The organism is Gordonia prachuapensis (assembly GCF_036350515.1).
Classification (GTDB): domain Bacteria; phylum Actinomycetota; class Actinomycetes; order Mycobacteriales; family Mycobacteriaceae; genus Gordonia; species Gordonia prachuapensis.
In genome coordinates this window covers 1-19067 of sequence record NZ_JAZDUE010000030.1, presented here as the reverse complement: position 1 = coordinate 19067, position 19067 = coordinate 1, and the positions used below count along the sequence as shown (strand labels likewise).

Annotated in this window: 16 protein-coding genes; 7 read left to right on the top strand and 9 right to left on the bottom strand. The window is 66.4% G+C overall.

What is annotated here, in order from left to right:
* Nucleotides 1-104: 104 nt before the first annotated feature.
* The 3 genes from V1Y59_RS23295 to fmdA all read right to left on the bottom strand — a co-directional run bounded on the left by V1Y59_RS23295 (nt 105) and on the right by fmdA (nt 4046).
* Complete coding sequence (locus tag V1Y59_RS23295) at nt 105-1061, bottom strand: DUF222 domain-containing protein (protein ID WP_330507419.1); 957 nt, start codon at nt 1059-1061, stop codon at nt 105-107.
* Between the two features lie 231 nt (nt 1062-1292).
* A complete protein-coding gene (locus tag V1Y59_RS23290) occupies nt 1293-2786 on the bottom strand; it encodes an ArnT family glycosyltransferase (RefSeq protein ID WP_330507418.1) in 1494 nt (497 codons plus the stop codon).
* 6 nt (nt 2787-2792) lie between these two features.
* The gene (gene fmdA, locus V1Y59_RS23285; protein WP_330507417.1) at nt 2793-4046 is read right to left on the bottom strand and encodes a formamidase; all 1254 of its coding nucleotides are present in this window, start codon (nt 4044-4046) and stop codon (nt 2793-2795) included.
* 79 nt (nt 4047-4125) lie between these two features.
* Here fmdA and V1Y59_RS23280 point away from each other — a divergent pair, with 79 nt between their 5' ends.
* Nucleotides 4126-4413: an FmdB family zinc ribbon protein gene (locus tag V1Y59_RS23280; RefSeq protein ID WP_330507416.1), complete on the top strand. Its 288-nt coding sequence runs from the start codon at nt 4126-4128 to the stop codon at nt 4411-4413.
* 5 nt (nt 4414-4418) lie between these two features.
* On the opposite strand, the gene V1Y59_RS23275 is transcribed toward V1Y59_RS23280, so the two are convergent.
* Together V1Y59_RS23275 and V1Y59_RS23270 are read right to left on the bottom strand one after the other, a co-directional pair.
* On the bottom strand, nt 4419-5660 hold the full coding sequence (locus V1Y59_RS23275; RefSeq protein WP_330507414.1) for an esterase/lipase family protein: 1242 nt from the start codon (nt 5658-5660) through the stop codon (nt 4419-4421).
* A gap of 28 nt (nt 5661-5688) precedes the next feature.
* Nucleotides 5689-6468, bottom strand: coding sequence for a class I SAM-dependent methyltransferase (locus V1Y59_RS23270; RefSeq protein WP_330507413.1), 780 nt, complete (start codon nt 6466-6468; stop codon nt 5689-5691).
* An 841-nt stretch (nt 6469-7309) separates the two neighbouring features.
* On the opposite strand from V1Y59_RS23270, the gene V1Y59_RS23265 reads away from it, so the two are divergent.
* Together V1Y59_RS23265 and V1Y59_RS23260 are read left to right on the top strand one after the other, a co-directional pair.
* Complete coding sequence (locus V1Y59_RS23265; RefSeq protein ID WP_330433420.1) at nt 7310-7882, top strand: hypothetical protein; 573 nt, start codon at nt 7310-7312, stop codon at nt 7880-7882.
* Between the two features lie 18 nt (nt 7883-7900).
* A complete protein-coding gene (locus V1Y59_RS23260; RefSeq protein WP_330507411.1) occupies nt 7901-8362 on the top strand; it encodes a hypothetical protein in 462 nt (153 codons plus the stop codon).
* 205 nt (nt 8363-8567) lie between these two features.
* Here the strand turns inward: V1Y59_RS23260 and V1Y59_RS23255 are convergent, their stop codons facing one another.
* Complete coding sequence (locus V1Y59_RS23255; protein WP_330433418.1) at nt 8568-9236, bottom strand: fasciclin domain-containing protein; 669 nt, start codon at nt 9234-9236, stop codon at nt 8568-8570.
* 193 nt (nt 9237-9429) lie between these two features.
* Between V1Y59_RS23255 and V1Y59_RS23250 the strand changes: the two genes are divergently transcribed.
* Complete coding sequence (locus tag V1Y59_RS23250; RefSeq protein ID WP_330507410.1) at nt 9430-10947, top strand: molybdopterin-dependent oxidoreductase; 1518 nt, start codon at nt 9430-9432, stop codon at nt 10945-10947.
* Here V1Y59_RS23250 and V1Y59_RS23245 read toward each other — a convergent pair whose 3' ends face one another.
* Nucleotides 10948-12426, bottom strand: a complete 1479-nt coding sequence (locus tag V1Y59_RS23245) for a flavin-containing monooxygenase (RefSeq protein ID WP_330507409.1) — start codon at nt 12424-12426, stop codon at nt 10948-10950.
* Between the two features lie 301 nt (nt 12427-12727).
* Here V1Y59_RS23245 and V1Y59_RS23240 point away from each other — a divergent pair, with 301 nt between their 5' ends.
* Together V1Y59_RS23240 and V1Y59_RS23235 are read left to right on the top strand one after the other, a co-directional pair.
* Complete coding sequence (locus V1Y59_RS23240; RefSeq protein ID WP_330507408.1) at nt 12728-13309, top strand: TetR/AcrR family transcriptional regulator; 582 nt, start codon at nt 12728-12730, stop codon at nt 13307-13309.
* A 63-nt stretch (nt 13310-13372) separates the two neighbouring features.
* Entirely contained in the window at nt 13373-15613 is a 2241-nt protein-coding gene (locus V1Y59_RS23235) for a molybdopterin-containing oxidoreductase family protein (protein WP_330507407.1), read from the top strand.
* Between the two features lie 6 nt (nt 15614-15619).
* Here V1Y59_RS23235 and V1Y59_RS23230 read toward each other — a convergent pair whose 3' ends face one another.
* On the bottom strand, nt 15620-16189 hold the full coding sequence (locus tag V1Y59_RS23230; RefSeq protein WP_330507406.1) for a DinB family protein: 570 nt from the start codon (nt 16187-16189) through the stop codon (nt 15620-15622).
* A gap of 193 nt (nt 16190-16382) precedes the next feature.
* Nucleotides 16383-17951: an AMP-binding protein gene (locus tag V1Y59_RS23225; protein WP_330507405.1), complete on the bottom strand. Its 1569-nt coding sequence runs from the start codon at nt 17949-17951 to the stop codon at nt 16383-16385.
* 137 nt (nt 17952-18088) lie between these two features.
* Between V1Y59_RS23225 and V1Y59_RS23220 the strand changes: the two genes are divergently transcribed.
* Nucleotides 18089-18907 carry a helix-turn-helix transcriptional regulator gene (locus tag V1Y59_RS23220; RefSeq protein WP_330507404.1) on the top strand — a complete coding sequence of 273 codons (819 nt, stop codon included), beginning with the start codon at nt 18089-18091 and terminating at the stop codon, nt 18905-18907.
* Nucleotides 18908-19067: the final 160 nt, after the last annotated feature.

Here is a 19067-nt window from a genome sequence, read left to right as displayed (position 1 = left end):
CATCAAGAACTGGATCGCCGGATGGAACGCCAACCCCAAACCATTCATCTGGACCAAAACCGCCGAAGACATCCTCGGCTCCATCGGCAGACTTATTCAACGAATTAACGGCGCAGGACACTAGCGGAGACGCCGCATTTGATGCAGCACTGGTCGCGCTTGTGGAGAGCTTTGCGTAGGTGCGGTGGGAACAGGCGCTTGTCGCGACTCATCTCCATCGGTACCTGCTCGCCGTCGACGATCGCGACGGTGGCCGTGGCATCACACGTGAGGGTTCGCAGCATTGATCCGGTGATCGACCCCATGAACGGCAATTCGGCCAAGTCAGGAGTGTCGGCGGGCACGCTGATCAGTACCTGATGGCGCGGTGCAGCCGCCACATCACCACTGCGCGCAGCGATGTCCAGCAACGCCTCCAATGCATCGGCTTGACGACGACCAGTGGAGCGGGCGTCGGGCGATCCGTCGGGTTCGGGCCGTGGTGCTGCCAATTCCTCCATGGCGGCGGAGAACTTCTCGCCGACCTCGGTGTTGAGATCGGCTCGGACCTGCAACCTGCCATCAGTGTCGACACCATGGGTAAGGGCGTTGAGGTCACGGTCCTCTGCTGCGGGTAGCCCGCCGGTCTCGGTGGATTGCTTGTTCCCGAGGCTGCGGGCCCGCTTGCCGATCTCGGAAGGGGTGGCGCCGGAGAAGAACTGGGACAGTAGATCGGTCACACTGTTCAGACGCGCCTGCTCGTCGATCGGTTCCCCGGATCGCTTCGCGATGTGCTCGATGCCTTGGCCGATGGCGTCGACGTGCTCGGCCGAGATCGCCCCATCAGCGGCGTGCGCGTACAGCGTGGGCAGCGTTGTCCGGGTCCCGGCGATGCGGACGAACCGTGTCGCCACCGCCGGCGCCAGTCCCATCACGATCAGCAACTCGCTCAACTTCCGTCCGTGATCAGTCGCCACGCCGAGCCGGCCGAGCTGACCGACCACAGTGGCGGCGTGATGCTCGATCAGGTTACGCAGCGTGATCAGGGCAGTCATCGCGTCGAACGCGTCTCGCCCCGTCATGTCGTCGCCGAAGCGTAGGTCTCGAACAGAATTCGTGATGGTATTGAGTTCCCCCGAAGCTCCCATGACTCCAAGGTATTCGAACGTACGTTCGATGTCAAGAAGTTTCGCGTGAATCTTTCGGCACCGCAGGATGTTTCACAACAACAGTGGTGAACTGCAGTGAACTGTCGTTGACTTCAGTGAACGGCAGTCACATCCGTACCACCTCACGCGCACGATCGGGGCGGATCAGTAGTAGTGCCGCAAGTCCGGCCAGACCGTCGACCACGGGCCGCGGGGACCCGAGCACAGCGCGACGACCGTGCCCTGCTCGGTGTTGTCGACGCCGTAGCCGTTGTCCACGCGTGCGACGGTGCGGCAGTCGACGAAGGAGTCCTCGATCGCCGCGCGGTCGGGAAATCGGACGAGGATGACGGGGCCGGTCATGTCGTCGCCGGGCGGCCCCCAGTCGGCGTAGCTCATATGTCCGGAATAGGCCTGCGGTAGCCCGCGTTCCGGGCCGTACCGGTCGACGGCACCGGCCTGCCCGTAGTTCTGCGTGAAGATCACCGCCGTAGAGCGGTCGGATTCGGGTATTGACTCCCAGACCTCGGCGATCGTGTCCACCATCTGCGGCCACCCGATCTGTTCACCCTGCTCGCGGTTGATCCCGTTGACCGTGTTGACCTCGGTGCGGGGGAGAACTGGGAGAGTGACGACGGCGTTCAGCACCGCCGACACCACGATCACCGCCACCAGGATCGAGGTCAGCCCACGCCGGGCGAACCATCCCAGCACCGGTTGCGCACCGGCAGCCAGCAGGACGATCAACAACCCGATCACGTAGTACGGCTTCCCGCCGGTCACCAGCATGACGACCACCAGCAGTCCGTAGGCGACCGGAATCGATCGTGACCACCGCACGTCCGGATCGCGCAGCATCCGCCAGATACCGGCAATCCACAACACCGCATACGGCGGCGCCAGCAGGATGAACTGCGAAGGGATGAACATGATCCGGTTCTCGGCGCCGTCGTCGTCGGAGATCCCCTGCGCGACAGTCAGTTGCGGCCAGTCATTGGCCGCCTGCCACACCAGGGTCGGCGCCGCGACGAGCGCGGCGATCGCGATCCCCGTGGGCAACCACCACGATAGGAGGATGCGACGAGGACCGAGCAGCGCGATCGATGCGAGCAACGCCACCGCGAGCAGGGCCACCAGGAATTTGTTCAGGAATCCGATCCCGACGACGAACCCGATCGCCGCGTACCAGCGCGGTTCCTGGGTCCGGAGCAGTCGGATCGTCAGCAGTCCGACGAGCGCCCAGATCAGGATGTCGGTGCTCGGGGTGCCCAGCATGTGGCCGGCGACCATGACCATCGACGACGTGGCCACCGCTGCCGCAGTGAGGATCTGCGGACCACGACCACCGCCGAGTTCCCGCGTGATGAGCGCCGCGACGAACACCGTCGCGATGGCCAGCAGCAGGGCAACAACCCGCAGGCCGACGACGCTGTCGCCGAACACCGCGGTGGAGACGCGCGCGAGCATCGGCGTCAGCGGCGGCTGATCGACATAGCCCCACGCCGGATGACGGCCCGCGGCAAGGAAGTACAGTTCGTCGCGGTGGTAGCCGTACCGACCCGACAGCGACAGCAACACGACGGCGAGCACCGCCGCGATCGCGGTGATCTCGCGGACGGCGAAGGCGGGCAACCGCGTCGCCGCGCCGTCGTCGTTCACCGGAGGTCAGAAACTCGCGGTGGGCGCACCCATCCCGGGGTCGATGGTCACGGGACCGTCCTTCGACGGCGCCACCGGGAAGTCGAAGATGGCGGTCGGGATGTACACGGTGGCACAGGAGTTGGGGATGTCGACCACACCGGACAGCCGGCCCTCGATCGGCGCCGACCCGAGTAGGAGATAGGCCTGCTCGGGGGTGTAGCCGAACTTCGTCAGGTAGTCGATGGCGTGCAGGCAGGCCCGCTGATAGGAGAGATCGGAGTCGAGATAGCGCTGCTCACCGTCGAGCGTGACCGACGTACCCGAGAACGCGATCCACTCCGAGTACTGCGGATCGGTGTTGCCGGGCATGAAGATCGCGTTCTCGGTGACGCCGTAGGTCTGCATACCGCCCTTGATGAGGTCGACGTGCAGGTCCATGAACCCGCCCATCTCGATGGCGCCACAGAACGTGATCTCGCCGTCGCCCTGGGAGAAGTGGAGATCGCCGAACGAGAGGTTGGCGCCGGGCACGAAGACCGGATAGAAGACGCGGGTGCCCTTGGTGAGGTTCTTGATGTCCTGGTTGCCGCCGTTCTCCCGCGGCGGCGCGGTACGCGCGGCTTCGCCTGCCACACGGTCGAATTCGGCTCCGGTGAGGGTGCCGAGAATCGCGTCCTTGGGCTGCGGCGGCAGGGCCAGAGGTGGCACGCGGTCGGGGTCGGTGGCGATGAGGGCGGCCTCGCGCGCGTTCCAGGTACCCAGCAGTTCGGCCGACGGCGCGGTACCCATCAGGCCGGGGTGGACGATGCCGGTGTACTTGACGTGCGGCACGTGCCGCGACGTCGCGCTCTGGCCGCTGAAATCCCAGATGGCCTTGTAGGCGTGGGGGAACTGGTCGGTGAGGAAGCCACCACCGTTCTGCTTGGCGAAGATGCCGGTGTAGCCCCAGCCCTGGCCGGCGAGTGGGCCGGAGTCCTCCTGCGGGATCGGTCCGACGTCGAGGATGTCGACGATGAGCAGGTCGCCGGGCTCGGCACCCTCGATCGCGAACGGCCCCGACAGCACGTGCACACCGTCGAGCGGCGCGTTGAGGATGTCCTCGGCCGAGTCGTCGTTGTGGATGGCGCCGTCGAACCATTCACGACAATGCGCACGGAACGTGTCGCCGGGTTTGACCGTCACCGCTGCCGGGATGTCGGGGTGCCAACGGTTGTGCCCGACGATCTGCTGGTCGGTGAAGCTCTTCGATGAATCGAGGGGATATAGCAACTCCGGCATGAATCGAGTGTAGTGACGAACCTGTCGGTCGGCAGGCCAACAGACGACGTCGCGCCGGCCGAGATATTAGGGTGACGGCATGCCGACCTACGTGTTCCGCTGTCGTTCGGACTGTGCGGATTTCGTCGAGCGCCATTCGATGGCGGCGATCCCGGACGCGGCTACCTGCCCGGAATGCGGTGCGGATGCGCGGCGCGTGATCGGTTCGCCTGCCCTGGGTGTCGGGGACTCCTCGGCGATGCGCCTACAGGACGCGACCAAGGCCAGTGCCGAGGCGCCGGCCGTGGTGTCGAGCGTGCCCGGCCGCGGCCGCCGGGCGACCCCGGTGTCGTCGAACCCGCTCCACCGAAAGTTGCCGCGGCCGTAGCCGCCTCAACCGGGCGGAAGTGCCCGGCGGGGCCGGAGGTTGGCGTGTAGCCAGCGGTAGACGACGTCGGAGTTGAGCAGCGTGAAGTGGTGTGCGCTGCCGATGTCCAGACCGTCGGAGAATCGCAACCCGAGGCGGCTGCGAGTGGGCTCACCACGTCCGCTCGGCGCCAGGACGAGGCCGTCGCCGACGAGGCGGCCGAACGGGTTGTCGGGGTTGCTGGTGACCGTCGCCGTGACGAACAGATGCCGAGCGGTCGCGAGGAGCGGCACGTCCGCGCCCGGCGGATGTTGCCACGCGTCGGGGTCGCGGTCGGCCCAGTCTGCCGGAGTCAGGTTGCCGTGGAACAGGTCACGGACACCGGCGCTACGCCGCCGCAGCAGGTTGCTGATCGGCCGGGTTGCCGGCGTGCTCTGCAGGGCGGAGGAGAGCACGTGCACCCCGCGTTCCAGCGGCGCACCGAGGTGTGGGGTGCCGAGGCACGCTGTCTCGGTCACCAGCTTCGGCCACCAGAGTCCGCGCTCGACGGCGGTGTGTGCGGCACTACGCACGACCAGGCCGCCCATCGAATGGCCGATCAACGTGAGCCGCGTGACCGGGACCGGCCACAGGAGCACCAGATCGCACAGCAGGGCGGACAGGTCGCGGCCGTTGTCGCTGATGTGCCGACCGGTGTTGTACCGGATCTGGACCTCGGTGGCGCCGATGTCGGCGGACAGTCGGGACCCGTACGTCTCTCGCCCGCCGATCGCCCACGCCCGCTCCGACTCCATTAGGCCGTGCAGGAACACGACGACGTGTCCGCCGGCGTCGGGGAAGGCCTGTTGCAGCGCCGAGGTCTCGATCGCGACCGGCTCCCCGCCGACACGAATCGACATGGGCGCGGCCAACGGCGACCGGGTGGCCTCGAGTTCGTCGCCGATCAGTCCGTTCAGGATGCCGAGCAGCATCGCTCCCCGGGCGGTGTGCGAGATCGGTCGATCGGTGGTCGGCAAACCGTCCGTGACCGTGTCGGCGGCGTCCAGCAGGGCATCCATCGACTGGTAGGCACCCTCGCTGACTGCGTCGTGCACCATCCGGGGTGACTCGACCACCCGGCCGAACACGGGACGTAAGGCGCCGAACACGGTGCCGGCGACGGAACGGTGGATGGTGCCGATCCCGGCCACCGCTGAACGCAGTTCCGCGGTGGCGAGCTGCGCGAGGGCGCCGAGCTCGTCGGTTCTGGCCTCGGAGGATGCCGCCATGCCTTTGAGTGTACGCCTGTACACCCATTCAGGGCGACGGAAGCGTGAGGGTCGCCCGTAGTTGACCGAACCGGAACAGGGCCTCCGCGCCGGTCACCTCCTGGTAGCGGTCGACGACGTCGGACGCGAAGGCGCTCGCGAGGTCGCCGGGGACGCGGTGCGTCCACGCGGTGGCGCCGACCTCGAACCATTGGGTGAAGTCGTCGACGGACTCGAACTGCCACTGCAGATCGTCGACGCCCAGGTCGGCCACGACGAAGCCCGCGGCGCGTGTGTTCTGCGCGAAGTGCTCCGGCGAAACGTGGATGAAGGGCGCCGGGAAGTCGGTGAACCACTCCCGCCACCGCATGGCGGACGCGACGTCCATCGCGACATCCTCGATGCTGGGGCGCTCCGTCTCGCACACCTGCTGGATGACCGCGCGTCCGCCGTCGTCGAGGCTGTGGGCGATCTGCGTGAGTGCCGCCGTCTGATCGAGCACCCAGTGCATTGCGTTGAACGACACGGCGATGTCGAAGTCCCGCTCGAAGGGCAGGGCGAGCACGTCGTCGACGTGGAACTGGACGCGCAGCCAGTCGGGCGGGACGAGGGTCAATGCCCGCTCGATCATCCGGCGCGATGCGTCGACACCCACGACGCTGCCATTCGGCAATCGTTCGGCGAGCAGCATCGTGATGAAGCCGTCGCCGCACCCGACGTCGAGGAGCCGCTCGTCGCCGGTCAGTTCGATGTCGCCGATCGAGGTCTCGGCGACCATGCGCTGTAGCGCGCTCACGTCGGCGTAGCGTGCGCCGTCCCAGTCGACCATCGCGGATCTCCGTGTCTCTCGCGGGTTCGTGCTTTCCATCTTCGCCCTGTGCGGCCGGCTTCACGGCCGAAAAGAGAATCCCGCCGGCGCCCGCGACGCTCCCAAAGGGGTGGTTTGTTCCCGGTGTCGGTCGCACGGACGCTCATTTGTCGTTCGACAGAGGGACTTTCGGGTGCTCGGTGTTCTGTCGATGCGCGCCGCAGACCTACGTTCGGCTCGGTTCTCACCACCACACAGAACGGGTCGGAACATCATGCGAACAACCACAAGAACCAGCTATCTGATACGCGCGTGCGTCACCGTCGTGACGCTGTTTCTGATCGTCGCCCTCCCGCTGACGCACGCCGACGCGGCGTCGACCAACAGCCGGAGCGGCCCGCAGTCGTCGGCTCCACCTCGGGGCGGCGAAGCGAAACAGATGAAACCCCGGACAGACCCGGGACCGTCACGCGGCAGCAACAGTTCACCGTCGTCACCGGGCCCGTCGGGGCCAAGCAGTGGGGGAGGCCAGCAGCGGCCCTCGTCTCCGGAGGCGAAGAAGCCCGAGAGACAGCGCAAACCCATTCCGAAGCCCGACCGCGGGCCCAACAAGTTCTCGCCCCAAACCAAGGCGCCACAGACCCAGATGCGCGGCTCGTCGCAGCGGGATCGGAAGTCGAAGAGGGACAGGGACAAAGCCGCCGAACGCCGGTCCGGTCCATCGGAGAATCGGGGCCCGAACAGGTACTCGCCGAGCACGTCGGCGCGGCCGGATTCAGAGTCAGACGAACAGGATTCGCCAGGACGGCCTGGTCGGGACAAGGACAAGAAGCGATCCCGGGACCGGAACAACCCGCCTGCCGTGGCGCTGAACGGCCCCGGAGGAGCGGGCGTCGACGGCGAGGACAACGACGGTGACGGGATCGTCGACAACGAGAACTGCGACGTCGTCTGTCCGGTGTATCCGGTACCAGGATTGATCGGTGGTGGCGGTCTTCCTGGCGTACGGCCGCCGGCTCCCAAGCAGACGCCGGCACCGAAGCCGTCCGAGCCCGAGCAGCCGAAAGTCGATGATCGCCGCGACCGAGGTGATGGCCGCGACTCGAAAGGGCGCTACGCCAACGGGAACGACGGACGAAGCGGCAAGGACGAGGAGAAGCGAATCCTTGACAATGCCGAGAAACGCTTCGGCGCCGGGATCATTCGTGACCAGCGACAGGCCACCATCGAGGGTGGCAAGCAGTCGCGGTACTACGACGGGTTGATACCGAACGGAGACGGAACGTACTCCGGGATCGAGGTGAAGAGTGGCGGAGCGCGTAAGACGCCGGGGCAGCGAGACTTCGATGAACGTGTCAGGTCCGGAACACCAGCAACGGTGAAGCTGCCGGACGGGACCACGGTTAAGATCACCAACGTCATAGATCTCCCGTGACCGGGAAGGGATGAAATCGTGAAACCGACGCACATCTATGAGTTCGCCGACGGAACGACTGCGACCCTGGGTCCAGAGACCCCGGAGCGATTCCTCACTCATCCGCTGACCATTCTCGATGGTCTCGAGGAGAATCACCTGATCCTGTCGCGCCTCGTCCGACCGGAGTGGTTCGACGACCTGAGCGAACAGGAACGCGACGAATCACTGTCGGCATTCCTGCAAGCGGGAGGGAGCGCCGAGGCGATGACATTGGAGCTGCGGCGAACAGAATCCGACGGGTCGTACCGCCAGTACATTGTCGGCCGCGGGGAGGGTTCTGAGTCCGGGTCGACGGTGGAGATCAAGGTCGGTGACCACACCTACCGTGTGACACCCGACGAGGTGTTCACCGCAGACGACGCCGGCGAGGTTTTCGTGCACTACTTTCGGCACGGCGATGTCCCGGCGGGCTTGTCACTGCGGGAGCTGGTCCGGTGAGGTGATGTAGTACCTCGAATCGACACGATGAGGAGCGTATCGAGGCCTTGGGGTCTCGATACGCTCCTCACTTCGTTCGTCGCTACTCGACCAGCGGGCGGGGAACGACTTCGTTCGTCGCTACTCGACCATCGGTGGTGGGCGACTTGGTTTGTCGCTACTCGACCATCGGTGTTGAGTCGCTACTCGACCGGCGGCAGGAGGATCACTCTGCCGGCGGCGTCAGCACCGTGTCGATGAGATAGACAGTGGCGTTGGCGGTTTGGACACCACCGCACACGACACCGGCATCGTTGACCATCAGCTCGTCGCCCTCACCGGTGACCTCGACGGACTGGCCCTCGAGCAGGGTCTCGTGCTCGCCGACGACCGCATCAGGTGCAGCCTGGCCCGAAACCACGTGGTAGGTCAGGATATCGGTCAGCATTGCGGCGTCGGTCTGCAGGGTCTCGACCGTCTCCGGCGGCAGCTTGGCGAATGCGTCATCGGTCGGCGCGAACACGGTGTACTCGCCGTTGTTCAGCGTATCGACCAGGTTCACCTCCGGATTCAGCTCTCCGGACACCGCCTGCGTCAGCGTCGTCAGCATCGGGTTCGATGCCGCGGCGGTCGCGACGGGCGCGGTGGACATTCCCTCGACCGAACCGGGGCCGGTCGGATTCGCCTCAGCGTAGGCGGCGCAGCCCGGTCCGACGAGGCCGGACGCCGCTGTGGCCGATTCACTCTCGGTGGCCATGCTGGTCATCGGTGCGCTGGTTGCCGCCGTGGTCTCATCCGCGGAGTCGTCGTCCGAACCGCAGCCGGCCACCAGTCCGACGGTCAGGACGACGCCCGATGCCGCCGTGAGAGCGCGATGAAATCGCTTGTGAGCCATGATCGATCCAATCTGTGGTTGGTCCCCCGCCGCGTGACGGGTCATGGAGTCATTCGGTGCACCCCTGCCGCCGGATGGGTCGAAATCGGGCATTTTTCCGATCCGCTGATTTCGGCTGGTCAGAGCGCATACCAATCCGATACGAGGTGCCCCACGAATGCCGGGATAGACAACCACAGCGGGAGGAGAGACCATGCGGGGCGGAAACAATGTGCGCGCGGCGGTGTCCGGCATTCTCGCCGTGGCAGCGGGAGTGTCGGTGGGAGAACTTGTGGCGCTGCCCATCTCACCGTATGCGTCGCCCTACCAGGCGGTAGCGGCATTTCTCGTAGACTTCGCGCCCGCGTTCGCGCGTGAGTGGGCGATCGACACCTTCGGTACGGCGGACAAGCCGGCGTTGATGGTCGGGGTGGGTGCGTCCCTGCTGGTGCTGGCCGTGATCGCCGGAGTGCTGCAGACACGTCGACCACCGTGGGGTGTGGCCGTGGTGGTGCTGTTCGCCGGCGTCGGTGTGATCGCCGCTGTGACCCGCCCGACGATGCAGCCCTCCTACCTGCTGCCGCCACTCGTCGCCGGGCTGGTCGCCGCCGCCGTGCTCGTCGTGATGTGCCGAGGCGCGCGCACCACGGCATCCGACGGACAGTGGAGCAGGCGTCAGTTCCTCGTCGCGTCCGGCCTGGTCGCGGCGGCGTCGGCGGGCACGGCGCTGGTCGCCCGGCAGATCTCCCGCGCCGGCGACGTGCTCGCCGAACGCAGAGGACTGACCCTGCCCGAGCCCACCACGGCGGCCGATCCGATTCCCCCCGGTGCGGATCTACGGGTCGACGGCTCGACACCGTTCCTAACCGACAACGCCGACTTCTACCGCATCGACACCGCGCTCCAGGTACCGCGGCTGAGCACCCAGGACTGGCAGCTGCGTATCCACGGCATGGTCGACGAGGAACTGACCCTGCGGTGGGACGACCTGATCGCGATGGATTCCATCGAACAGGTCATCACGTTGACCTGCGTCTCCAACGAGGTGGGCGGCGACCTCGCCGGCAACGCCCGCTGGATCGGTGTCCCCATGCGGGCGATCCTCGACCGGGTCGGTGTCCGCGACGATGCCGACATGCTGCTGTCGACGAGCGTCGACGGGTGGACGTCCGGCACACCGTTGAGCGCCGTCACCGACGGCCGGGACGCGATCCTCGCTTTCGGGATGAACGGCGAAGCGTTGCCGCTCGAACACGGCTATCCGGTGCGCCAGGTCATCCCCGGTCTGTACGGATACGTGTCCGCGTGCAAGTGGGTGGTGGACTGGGAGATCACCCGCTTTGACCGCGCCCAGGCGTACTGGACCGAACGTGGTTGGGGGGTGCGTGCCCCCATCAAGACGGCTTCACGTATCGACCGTCCCGCGCCGCTGTCGGTGCAACCGGCAGGAAAGGTGGTGGTCGCCGGTACCGCGTGGGCCCAGCACCGGGGTATCAGCGCCGTCGAGGTGAGGGTGGACGACGGGCCGTGGCAACCCGCTCGACTTGCGGATCAGTATTCGATCGACACGTGGCGGTTGTGGAGCTTCGACTGGGATGCCACGCCCGGTCAACACACCCTGTACTGCCGCGCCACCGACGGTGCCGGCCGGGTGCAACCCGAGCAGCGCGTCGCACCGATCCCCGACGGCGCGACCGGATGGCACAGCAGGGTCCTCCGGGTCGATGGGTGATCAGGCCCGCACGGGCGCCCGGCCGAACACCATCGACTTCTCGATGTCGTCGGTGTGGTGGTCGATCGCGTCCCGGTAGTAGTTGTGCCGTACCTTCCAGTACCCGTGTGTACCGGACTTCGGTAGTGCTTCCGGAGCGCGCTCCACATACCCGGCCTTCAAGTCCCACAACGGTTGTGACGGCATCGACACCTCGCCGAGGTGCGGGTACGCGTGCGTGTAGCCGTGAGAACGCATGTATCGCAACAGTTTCGCAACAGCGCGAGCGGTCATGTCCGCGCGCAACGTCCACGACGCGTTGGTGTAGCCCACCGACCACGCGAGATTCGGGACGTCCTCGAGCAGGTGGGACTTGAACACGAACCGATCGTGTGGCTTCACCTCCGCATCGTCGACCCGGATGCGTATCCCGCCGAATCCCAGCAGATTCAGTCCGGTTGCGGTGACGATGATGTCGGCGTCGAGGTGTCGGCCCGACTTCAGTGAGATACCGGTGGAGTCGATTCGGTCGATGTGCTCGGTGACCATCTCCACCGAGCCGTCGGTGATCGCCTCGAACAGATCGGCGTCGGGCACCATACACATCCGCTGATCCCACGGGTTGTAGGTCGGGTTGAAGTGCACGTCCACCGGATAGTCCTCGGGCAGCTCCTTGCGGACCCCACTCGTCAGCAACTTGCGGCCGACCTTCGGGAACCGATGCAGACCGTGCACCATCGCCGCGGTCTGCGCCGCGTAACGGGCGCGGATCACCTGATGAGCGGCCTTGGCGGGGAGCGCCTTTCGGACCAGCGGAGCGAACCGCTGGGTCTGCGTCATCGACACGATGTACGACGGCGAGCGTTGCAGCATGGTGACGTGGGCGGCCCGCTTCGCCAACGACGGGATGAGGCTGACCGCTGTGGCCCCGCTACCGATGACGACCATCCGCTTGCCGCTGTAGTCGAGGTCCTCTGGCCAGTGCTGGGGGTGCACGACGGTTCCGGTGAAGTCGTCGATGCCGGCGAAGTGCGGGGTGTAGGGGTTGTCGTAGTCGTAATAGCCGGTCGCGAAATACACGAAGCGGGTTCGGTAGGTGCGTGGTTCGTCGTCGACGGTGGCGCTGATCGTCCAGACGTCGGTACCGGAGTCCCAATCGCACGTCGTGACGTGATGACCGAAGCGGATGTGGTCGGCGATCCCATGCTTCTCTGCGGTCTCGGCGACATAGTTGCGGATGTCGGGGCCCTGGGCCAGCGCTTCGGGCCGGTGCCACGGTTCGAACGGGAAACTGAGGGTGTAGATGTCACTGTCGGATCGGATGCCGGGATAGCGGAACAGGTCCCACGTGCCGCCGACGCGCTCGCGGCGTTCCAGGATCAGGTACCGCAGCGACGGGTTCTCCTGGGCGAGCCGGTAAGCAGCGTCGATGCCCGAGAGCCCGGCCCCGAGGATGATCACGTCGTAGAGCGTGTCGAAATCAGCCTTGTTCTCACCCATCGGGTACCTCCTCGTCGAGAGCGTTCGCCCCGACGTCCACGGTAATCCGTTCAAGGAACAAATATCGCAGATTGTGCAAGTGTGAAATGTCCACTGCCGCAACGCGGACCCGACGATTCGGCGGCGGCCGTCGGAGCGTCGCCCCACCCGACCTGACGACCTCGCGGGCACCGGTGCCTGCGGTCGTCGCGTGCGCGACGCGATGAGTCCTGTCGTGCGGCCCCGACCACTGCACGACAGCACCTGGACTGCCACCGCCGTCGCCGAAATGCGACACCGGTGTTGCATGTACGCTATTACTGTGACGCTCGCCACGCAACCCCGAGCAGACGTCGAACGCAATCGCGCAGCCATCGTCGCGGGCGCGATCTCGCTGCTCGCGTTGTCGCCGAACTCATCGATGCAGCAGATCGCCGACGCCGCCGGGGTCAACCGGGCGACCCTGTATCGCCACTTCACCAATCGCGACCAGTTGCTCACCGCGCTGCACGCGAAGGCGCTCGCGGATTCCGCCGCGGTTGCCGATCGCCTGCCGGCCACCGGGCCGGTGATGCCAGCGCTGCGCACCTACCTCGACGACGCGATCACGATCGGCGAGCGGTATCGCTTCATCCTCAACTATCACCGCACCGATCCGACCCTCTTCGACCTGGAGGCGCGGGCGACCGCGCCGGTGGTCAGGGCGATACGGCGTGGTCAGGAACGCGGCGAGATCGACGTCCGCCTCGACCCACTGTTCGCGGCCGGGCAGGTCACCATGCTCGTCATCGGGGTGGCGGGTCTCGTCGAACGCGGGGCGATGACCCTCGACGACGCCCGACGTCAGGCACAGATCAGCTTCGGCAACTCGATCGCCGCTCCCGAAGAGCGCATTCGGCCATGAAGCCGACCGCATCGTGCAACACTTGTTGTCAGATCTGAACGCCACCAGCCCAGGGGAGTCCCCATGCGCGAGGACAAGGTCACCTACTGCCGGATCTGCGAGCCGCTCTGCGGAATGATCGCGACCGTCGAGGACGACGAACTCGTGTCGCTGCGGCCGGACAAAGAGCACCCGTTGTCGAAGGGTTTCGCCTGCCCGAAGGGCATCGCGTTCACCGAGATCGTCAACGATCCCGACCGCGTGTTGCATCCGCTTCGCCGCACACCCGACGGCGACTTCGAGGAGGTGTCCTGGGAAACGGCCATGGCCGACATCGGGGAGCGTCTCCGGGACGTCCACAAACGGCACGGCAGCTCGGGCATCGGCTGGTATTTCGGCAACCCGGCCACCTTTTCCACCGGCCACACCCTGTGGACCGCGACATTCACGAACCTGCTGGGCACTCCCCACGTCTATTCCGCCGGATCACAGGACGTGAACCAGCGATTCGTCGCCAGCCACTTCCTCTACGGCAACCCGGTCGCCGCCCCCATCCCGGACATCAACCGCGTCGACCTGCTGGTCATCATGGGCGCCAATCCGGTGGTGTCACACGGCAGCGTGATGAGTTCGCCACGTATCCGGGAGGGTCTCAACGCGATCACCGCGCGCGGCGGTCGGGTGATCGTGGTGGATCCCCGGCACACGGAGACGGCCCGAGAGCACGAGTGGCTGCCCATCGTCCCCGACACCGACGCGCTACTCCTGCTGTCGTTGCTGCACGTGATGTTCGACGACGACCTCGTCGACGAAGCGGCACTGCGTCGGCAGGCCACCGGAGTCGACACACTCAAACGGATCGTCGCGGAATACTCTCCCGAGTCGACGGCGAGTCGCACCGATGTCGCTGCCGACGTCGTCCGTGAACTCGCACATGCGCTCGTGACCACCGAACGCGCCGCGGTCTACGGGCGGATCGGCACCTCGCTGGGCCGGACCGGGACGCTCACGACGGCGCTGCTGGACACCGTCAATCTGGTGGCCGGCAATCTCGACGTCGTCGGCGGGGCCATGTTCGGGGATCTGGGAATCCCCGGACAGCGTCTGGGAGTGACTGCACTGCAACGTGTCCAGACGTTCACGTGGTCGGGTCGGCGGAGTCGGATCGGGAACCTGCCGCAGGTCCTCGGGACCGCTCCCGCATCCGTGATGGCCAAGGAGATCACCACGCCCGGTCGCGGACAACTGCGCGCGCTCTTCGTCAGCGCCGGAAACCCGGTGCTGTCGGTGCCCAACGGCGAGGAACTGAGCAAGGCGCTCGACGAGCTGGACCTGATGGTCTCGCTGGACATCTACCGCAACGAGACCAACGCCCACGCCGACTACATCCTGCCCGCGACGACCATGTACGAACGCGGCGATTTCCTGCTCCCGTTCCAGGCGTTGTTCACCACCCCGTTCAAACAGGCCACCGACCCGGTGATCTCGCCGCGCGGCGAAGCCCGCGAGGAGTGGACGGTCATCAACGAACTCGTCGCCGCACTGTCGAAGAGCGTGCCGATGATGGGCGCGCTGCATGTCATGAACACGGTGTCGTCGCGGATCGGTCGGACCTGGAACCCGGAACGGCTGTCCGATCTGGTGATCCGGATGGGACTGGGCGGCAACCGCTTCGGTCTGCGGCGAGGTGGACTCACCTATCGGCGCCTGGTGCGTGACAACCCGCACGGCACCGTCGTCGCCGACAACCTCGAACCGGGACAGTTGCGCGACACAATCGTCCACCGTGACCGCAAGATCCACCTCGACGAACCGGAGCTGCTCGCCGAGTTCGACCGACTCGTGGCCGACACCGATCCGCGACTTCCGCTGCGGCTGATCGGGATGCGTGAGATCCGCTCGGAGAACAGCTGGCAACACAATGCGCCGATGCTGCTGCGGGGTGGTCGCAAACATGCGGCGCGCATGCATCCGGACGATGCCGCCGAGCGCGGAATCGCCGAGGGGGATCTCGTTGTCGTTCGCTCTGCGCACGGGCAGATCGAACTCCCGGTCACTCTCACCGACGACATCAAGCCCGGTGTGGTCGCCGTCCCGCACGGATGGGGCCACAACGGTTCCGGCGGATGGACTCGCGCCAACTCCGCCGCCGCCACCGAGATCGGCTGCGGCGGAGCAAATGTCAACGCGTTGATCTCGTCCGATCCGGCGGACCTGGAGCGACTCGCGGGGATGGCCAACATGACCGGCGTCCCGATCGAGGTGACGCTGCTCGATGCCACGACCGGCGATACGCCCAGCAGGCACACCGTGTCCGCGGTCTGACCGGATCTACTCGATGCCCCACTCGGAGGGGTCCGGGCCCTCGTAGATGGCTGCCATGGTGCTCTGACCGTCGAGTGCCTCGCGGATGATGTCGGCGTGACCGGAATGATGCGCTGTCTCGCGGAGCTTGTGCAGCAACATCTTTCGGATGGTCCACCACTCCCGCTCCGGCTGCCAGGGTGCGGTCATCTGGGGGATCAGTTCGTCGAGGCTGTCGACCTTCGCGACGTAGTCGTCGAGGGCGGCGGCCGCGCGGTCGTACTCTTCCACCCAGTAGGCGAATGTCTCGCCGTCGGTCAGGTCGTAGGCGTCTGCTGCCGCTGTCATGTCGAACTCGGCGGTGTCATCGCGCTCGACGAGTTCCTGCAGAGTGCCCTGCTCACCCTGGGCGAGGTGCTTCACGAGCCCACCCAAGGTCAGCTCACTCACCGTGGTCCGCTGCCGTGCCTGCTCTTCGGTGACGTCGCGGAGCGTCACCCGGAACAGGCCCCGCTGATCGGCGAGCAGGGTGAGCAGATCTTCCTTCTCACCATCGACGGTGAACGGGAGCGTGACGGGGGTGTATGTGCCGGCCATGGTCTTTCCCTCTCGTTGTCCTTGCTGGTGAGGACAACGTTATGTGGGATTGCGGACAGTTTCGGTCCTCGTTTCCCGCCCTCGATGAGCCCAGTCGACGGGAAATGACACCCAGTCGACGGGAAGTGGCGCCCAGTCGACGGAAAGTGGCACCCAGTCGACGGGAAGTGGCGCCCAGTCGACGGGAGGGAGGTCAGCCCTGCTTGCGCAGGATGAACCGCTGGATCTTGCCGCTCGGGGTCTTCGGCAGCGAGTCGACGAAGTGGACGGTGCGCGGGTAGGCATGGGCGGCGAAACCGGTCTTCACCAGCTGCTGCAGCTCCTGCTCGAGCTCGTCGGAGCCGTCGACACCCTCGGCGAGCACCACGAACGCCTCGAGCACCTCGCCGCGCAGCTCATCGGGCCGGCCGACCACCGCGACATCCATCACGGACGGATGTGTGATCAGCACGCTCTCCACGTCGAACGGGCCGATGCGGTAGCCGGCCATGATGATCACGTCGTCGTCGCGGGCGGTGAAGAAGTAGCGACCATCGTCGTCCTTGCGGCCGGTGTCGCCGGTCAGGTACCAGGCGCCGTCGTCGGTGAACCGCGCCGCGGTCTTGTCCGGTGCATCGAGGTAGCCGGTGAACCACATCATCGGGCTGGCGGTGACGTCGATGGCGATCTGGCCGTCGACGATGCCGGTGGCGAATCCGGGCATCGGGGTACCCATCGAGCCGGGGACCAACGGCTCCGCGACGTCGGGGTGCCAATGGTTGTTGATGAACATGCCGTGTTCGGTCTGTCCGTAGTGATCGCGGACCTCGGTCTGGATCGCCTCGCGTGCCCAGTCGATCACGTCCGGGGTGAGCGGCTCTCCCGCCGACGACGCGCGGCGCAGCGCGAAACCGGTGAACGACGGCTCCTTGGACAGCGAGCGGTACACCGTCGGCGCGGCCGCGAAATTCGTGACACCCAGCTCGCGCATGATCCGGGCGGTGAGGTCGGGCGAGAAACCGGCGTGCAGCAACAGGTTTCGGCGACCCAGTGCCATCGGGCCGAGGATGCCGTAGTAGAGGCCGTACGCCCAGCCGGGGTCGGCCGCGTTCCAGAAGACGTCGTCGGAGGCGACGTCGAGGCCGTAGTGCATGTAGCAGGTGAACGACGCCAGGGCGCGCACCGGCACGGGCACCCCCTTGGGTGCTCCGGTGGTGCCGCTGGTGAACAGCAGGATCAAGGTTCCGTCACCGCCGATGGCCACCGAGTCGACGACCGGTTCGGAATCGGCGACGAGCCGATCGAACTGTTCGCCGGCCACCACGGTCGTGATGCCGTCGATCCCGGCGAGTTTGTCGGCCTGGCTCGGTTCGGTGATCACCACCCGGGCGTTGCCGGCGGTGAGCCGCATCTCGATTGCTGGTGTCGCGAAAGCGGTGAACAGCGGGATGTACACGGCGCCGAGGCGGGCAATCGCCAGCAGCGACACCACCAGTTCGGACCGCTTGCCCATCAGCACGCCGACCGTGTCGCCACGCCCGACCCCCATCGCCGCCAGTGCGCCGGCGAACCTCTTCGACGCCTCCGCGAGCTCGCCGTAGGTCAGATCGACGGTTACGAGGTCGTCGCCGTCGACATCGATGGTGGTGAACGCGACCGCGGCCGGGTCGTGCCGATCGACGAGCAGATGCGCCGCGTCGGCGTCCGCAGCGCCGTAGGTCGCGAGCCACTCGTGCAGGGTCTCATCGACGCCGGTCTGGGCGGTCGGGGTCGTCTGGATCATCGTCGAACCTCACGTCGCAGGTGTTCATGGTGGCCACGGACCGATCCGCGCGCCCACGGGTAATGTGGGTCACATTCTGCGCGCCGACCGGCGTCGAGAACACCCCCCGAAGAGGGGGAAGCCGCGAGAGAGGTGACATGAGCGAGGCGAACCTGGTCCTCGATGCCCTGCGGCGTATCCGCCGATCCAGCGGGGTGTCCCTGGCATTCGCCGGGATGGTGGGACCCGCGGCCACCCCGCGGACCCAGGCGGTGCGGCTCGAACACTTCGTCGGCAACACCCGAGGCGCGCTCAACGGCGTCAGCGTGGACATCGGACACGGGTTGGGTGGAAAGGTCATCAAGGTGCGCCGCCCGGTCGCGGTCGACGACTACCTGCGCACACCCAACATCACCCATCGATACAACGCGATCATCGCCACCGAGGGGCTGCGCGCGATGGCCGCCGTGCCGGTGATCGTGGACCGTCGTCCGGTCGCCGTGCTCTACGGCGCGGTCCACACCGACAGCCCCCTGGGCGGACGCACCTTCGACGTGCTCGCCGACGAAGGGCGGGCGCTGGAGCAGCGGATCGTCGCGGAGCGATTCACCGCGGGCATGGGCCTGGTCGCCGACGATGCGCTCCGAGACCGGGTCACCGACGTCTACGGTCGGCTCCGACGACTCGAACGTTCCCTCGACGACCGGTCCGTGGCCGCACAGCTCGAGCAGATCATCGGTGGACTGCTCGACGACGACATGCCCGGCGACCAGACGGCGGTCACCCTGACGCCTCGCGAGCAGGACGTGCTGTCGCTGGCCGCGATCGGTCACAGCAACGCACGCATCGCCGAGGATCTCGGCATCGGCGTGCAGACGGCCAAGGGCTACATGAAAGACGCGATGGCCAAACTCGGTGCCACCACGCGGCTCGAGGCAGTCGTCATCGCGCGGAGGTCGGGGTTGTTGCCGGGCTGACAGATCGCGGTCGGCGGCCCTTCGTGACACTCGGCTAGTGTCCTGTCAGATTAGTGCGCCAATTAATTGGGCGTGTCGACTTTTGCCTGATCAGGAACGTGAGAGAATTGATGAAACATACTCTCACGCAAGGGATTATTGTTATGGCATCTCGTGGACG

What these genes read in the sequence shown, in the direction of transcription:
- V1Y59_RS23295 (WP_330507419.1), bottom strand. Translation starts at nt 1,061, where the DNA reads ATGACGGGGCGAGACGCGTTCGACGCGATGACTGCCCTGATCACGCTG.
- fmdA (WP_330507417.1), bottom strand. Translation starts at nt 4,046, where the DNA reads ATGCCGGAGTTGCTATATCCCCTCGATTCATCGAAGAGCTTCACCGAC.
- V1Y59_RS23280 (WP_330507416.1), top strand. Translation starts at nt 4,126, where the DNA reads ATGCCGACCTACGTGTTCCGCTGTCGTTCGGACTGTGCGGATTTCGTC.
- V1Y59_RS23275 (WP_330507414.1), bottom strand. Translation starts at nt 5,660, where the DNA reads ATGGCGGCATCCTCCGAGGCCAGAACCGACGAGCTCGGCGCCCTCGCG.
- V1Y59_RS23270 (WP_330507413.1), bottom strand. Translation starts at nt 6,468, where the DNA reads ATGGTCGACTGGGACGGCGCACGCTACGCCGACGTGAGCGCGCTACAG.
- V1Y59_RS23255 (WP_330433418.1), bottom strand. Translation starts at nt 9,236, where the DNA reads ATGGCTCACAAGCGATTTCATCGCGCTCTCACGGCGGCATCGGGCGTC.
- V1Y59_RS23250 (WP_330507410.1), top strand. Translation starts at nt 9,430, where the DNA reads ATGCGGGGCGGAAACAATGTGCGCGCGGCGGTGTCCGGCATTCTCGCC.
- V1Y59_RS23245 (WP_330507409.1), bottom strand. Translation starts at nt 12,426, where the DNA reads ATGGGTGAGAACAAGGCTGATTTCGACACGCTCTACGACGTGATCATC.
- V1Y59_RS23235 (WP_330507407.1), top strand. Translation starts at nt 13,373, where the DNA reads ATGCGCGAGGACAAGGTCACCTACTGCCGGATCTGCGAGCCGCTCTGC.
- V1Y59_RS23230 (WP_330507406.1), bottom strand. Translation starts at nt 16,189, where the DNA reads ATGGCCGGCACATACACCCCCGTCACGCTCCCGTTCACCGTCGATGGT.
- V1Y59_RS23225 (WP_330507405.1), bottom strand. Translation starts at nt 17,951, where the DNA reads ATGATCCAGACGACCCCGACCGCCCAGACCGGCGTCGATGAGACCCTG.
- V1Y59_RS23220 (WP_330507404.1), top strand. Translation starts at nt 18,089, where the DNA reads ATGAGCGAGGCGAACCTGGTCCTCGATGCCCTGCGGCGTATCCGCCGA.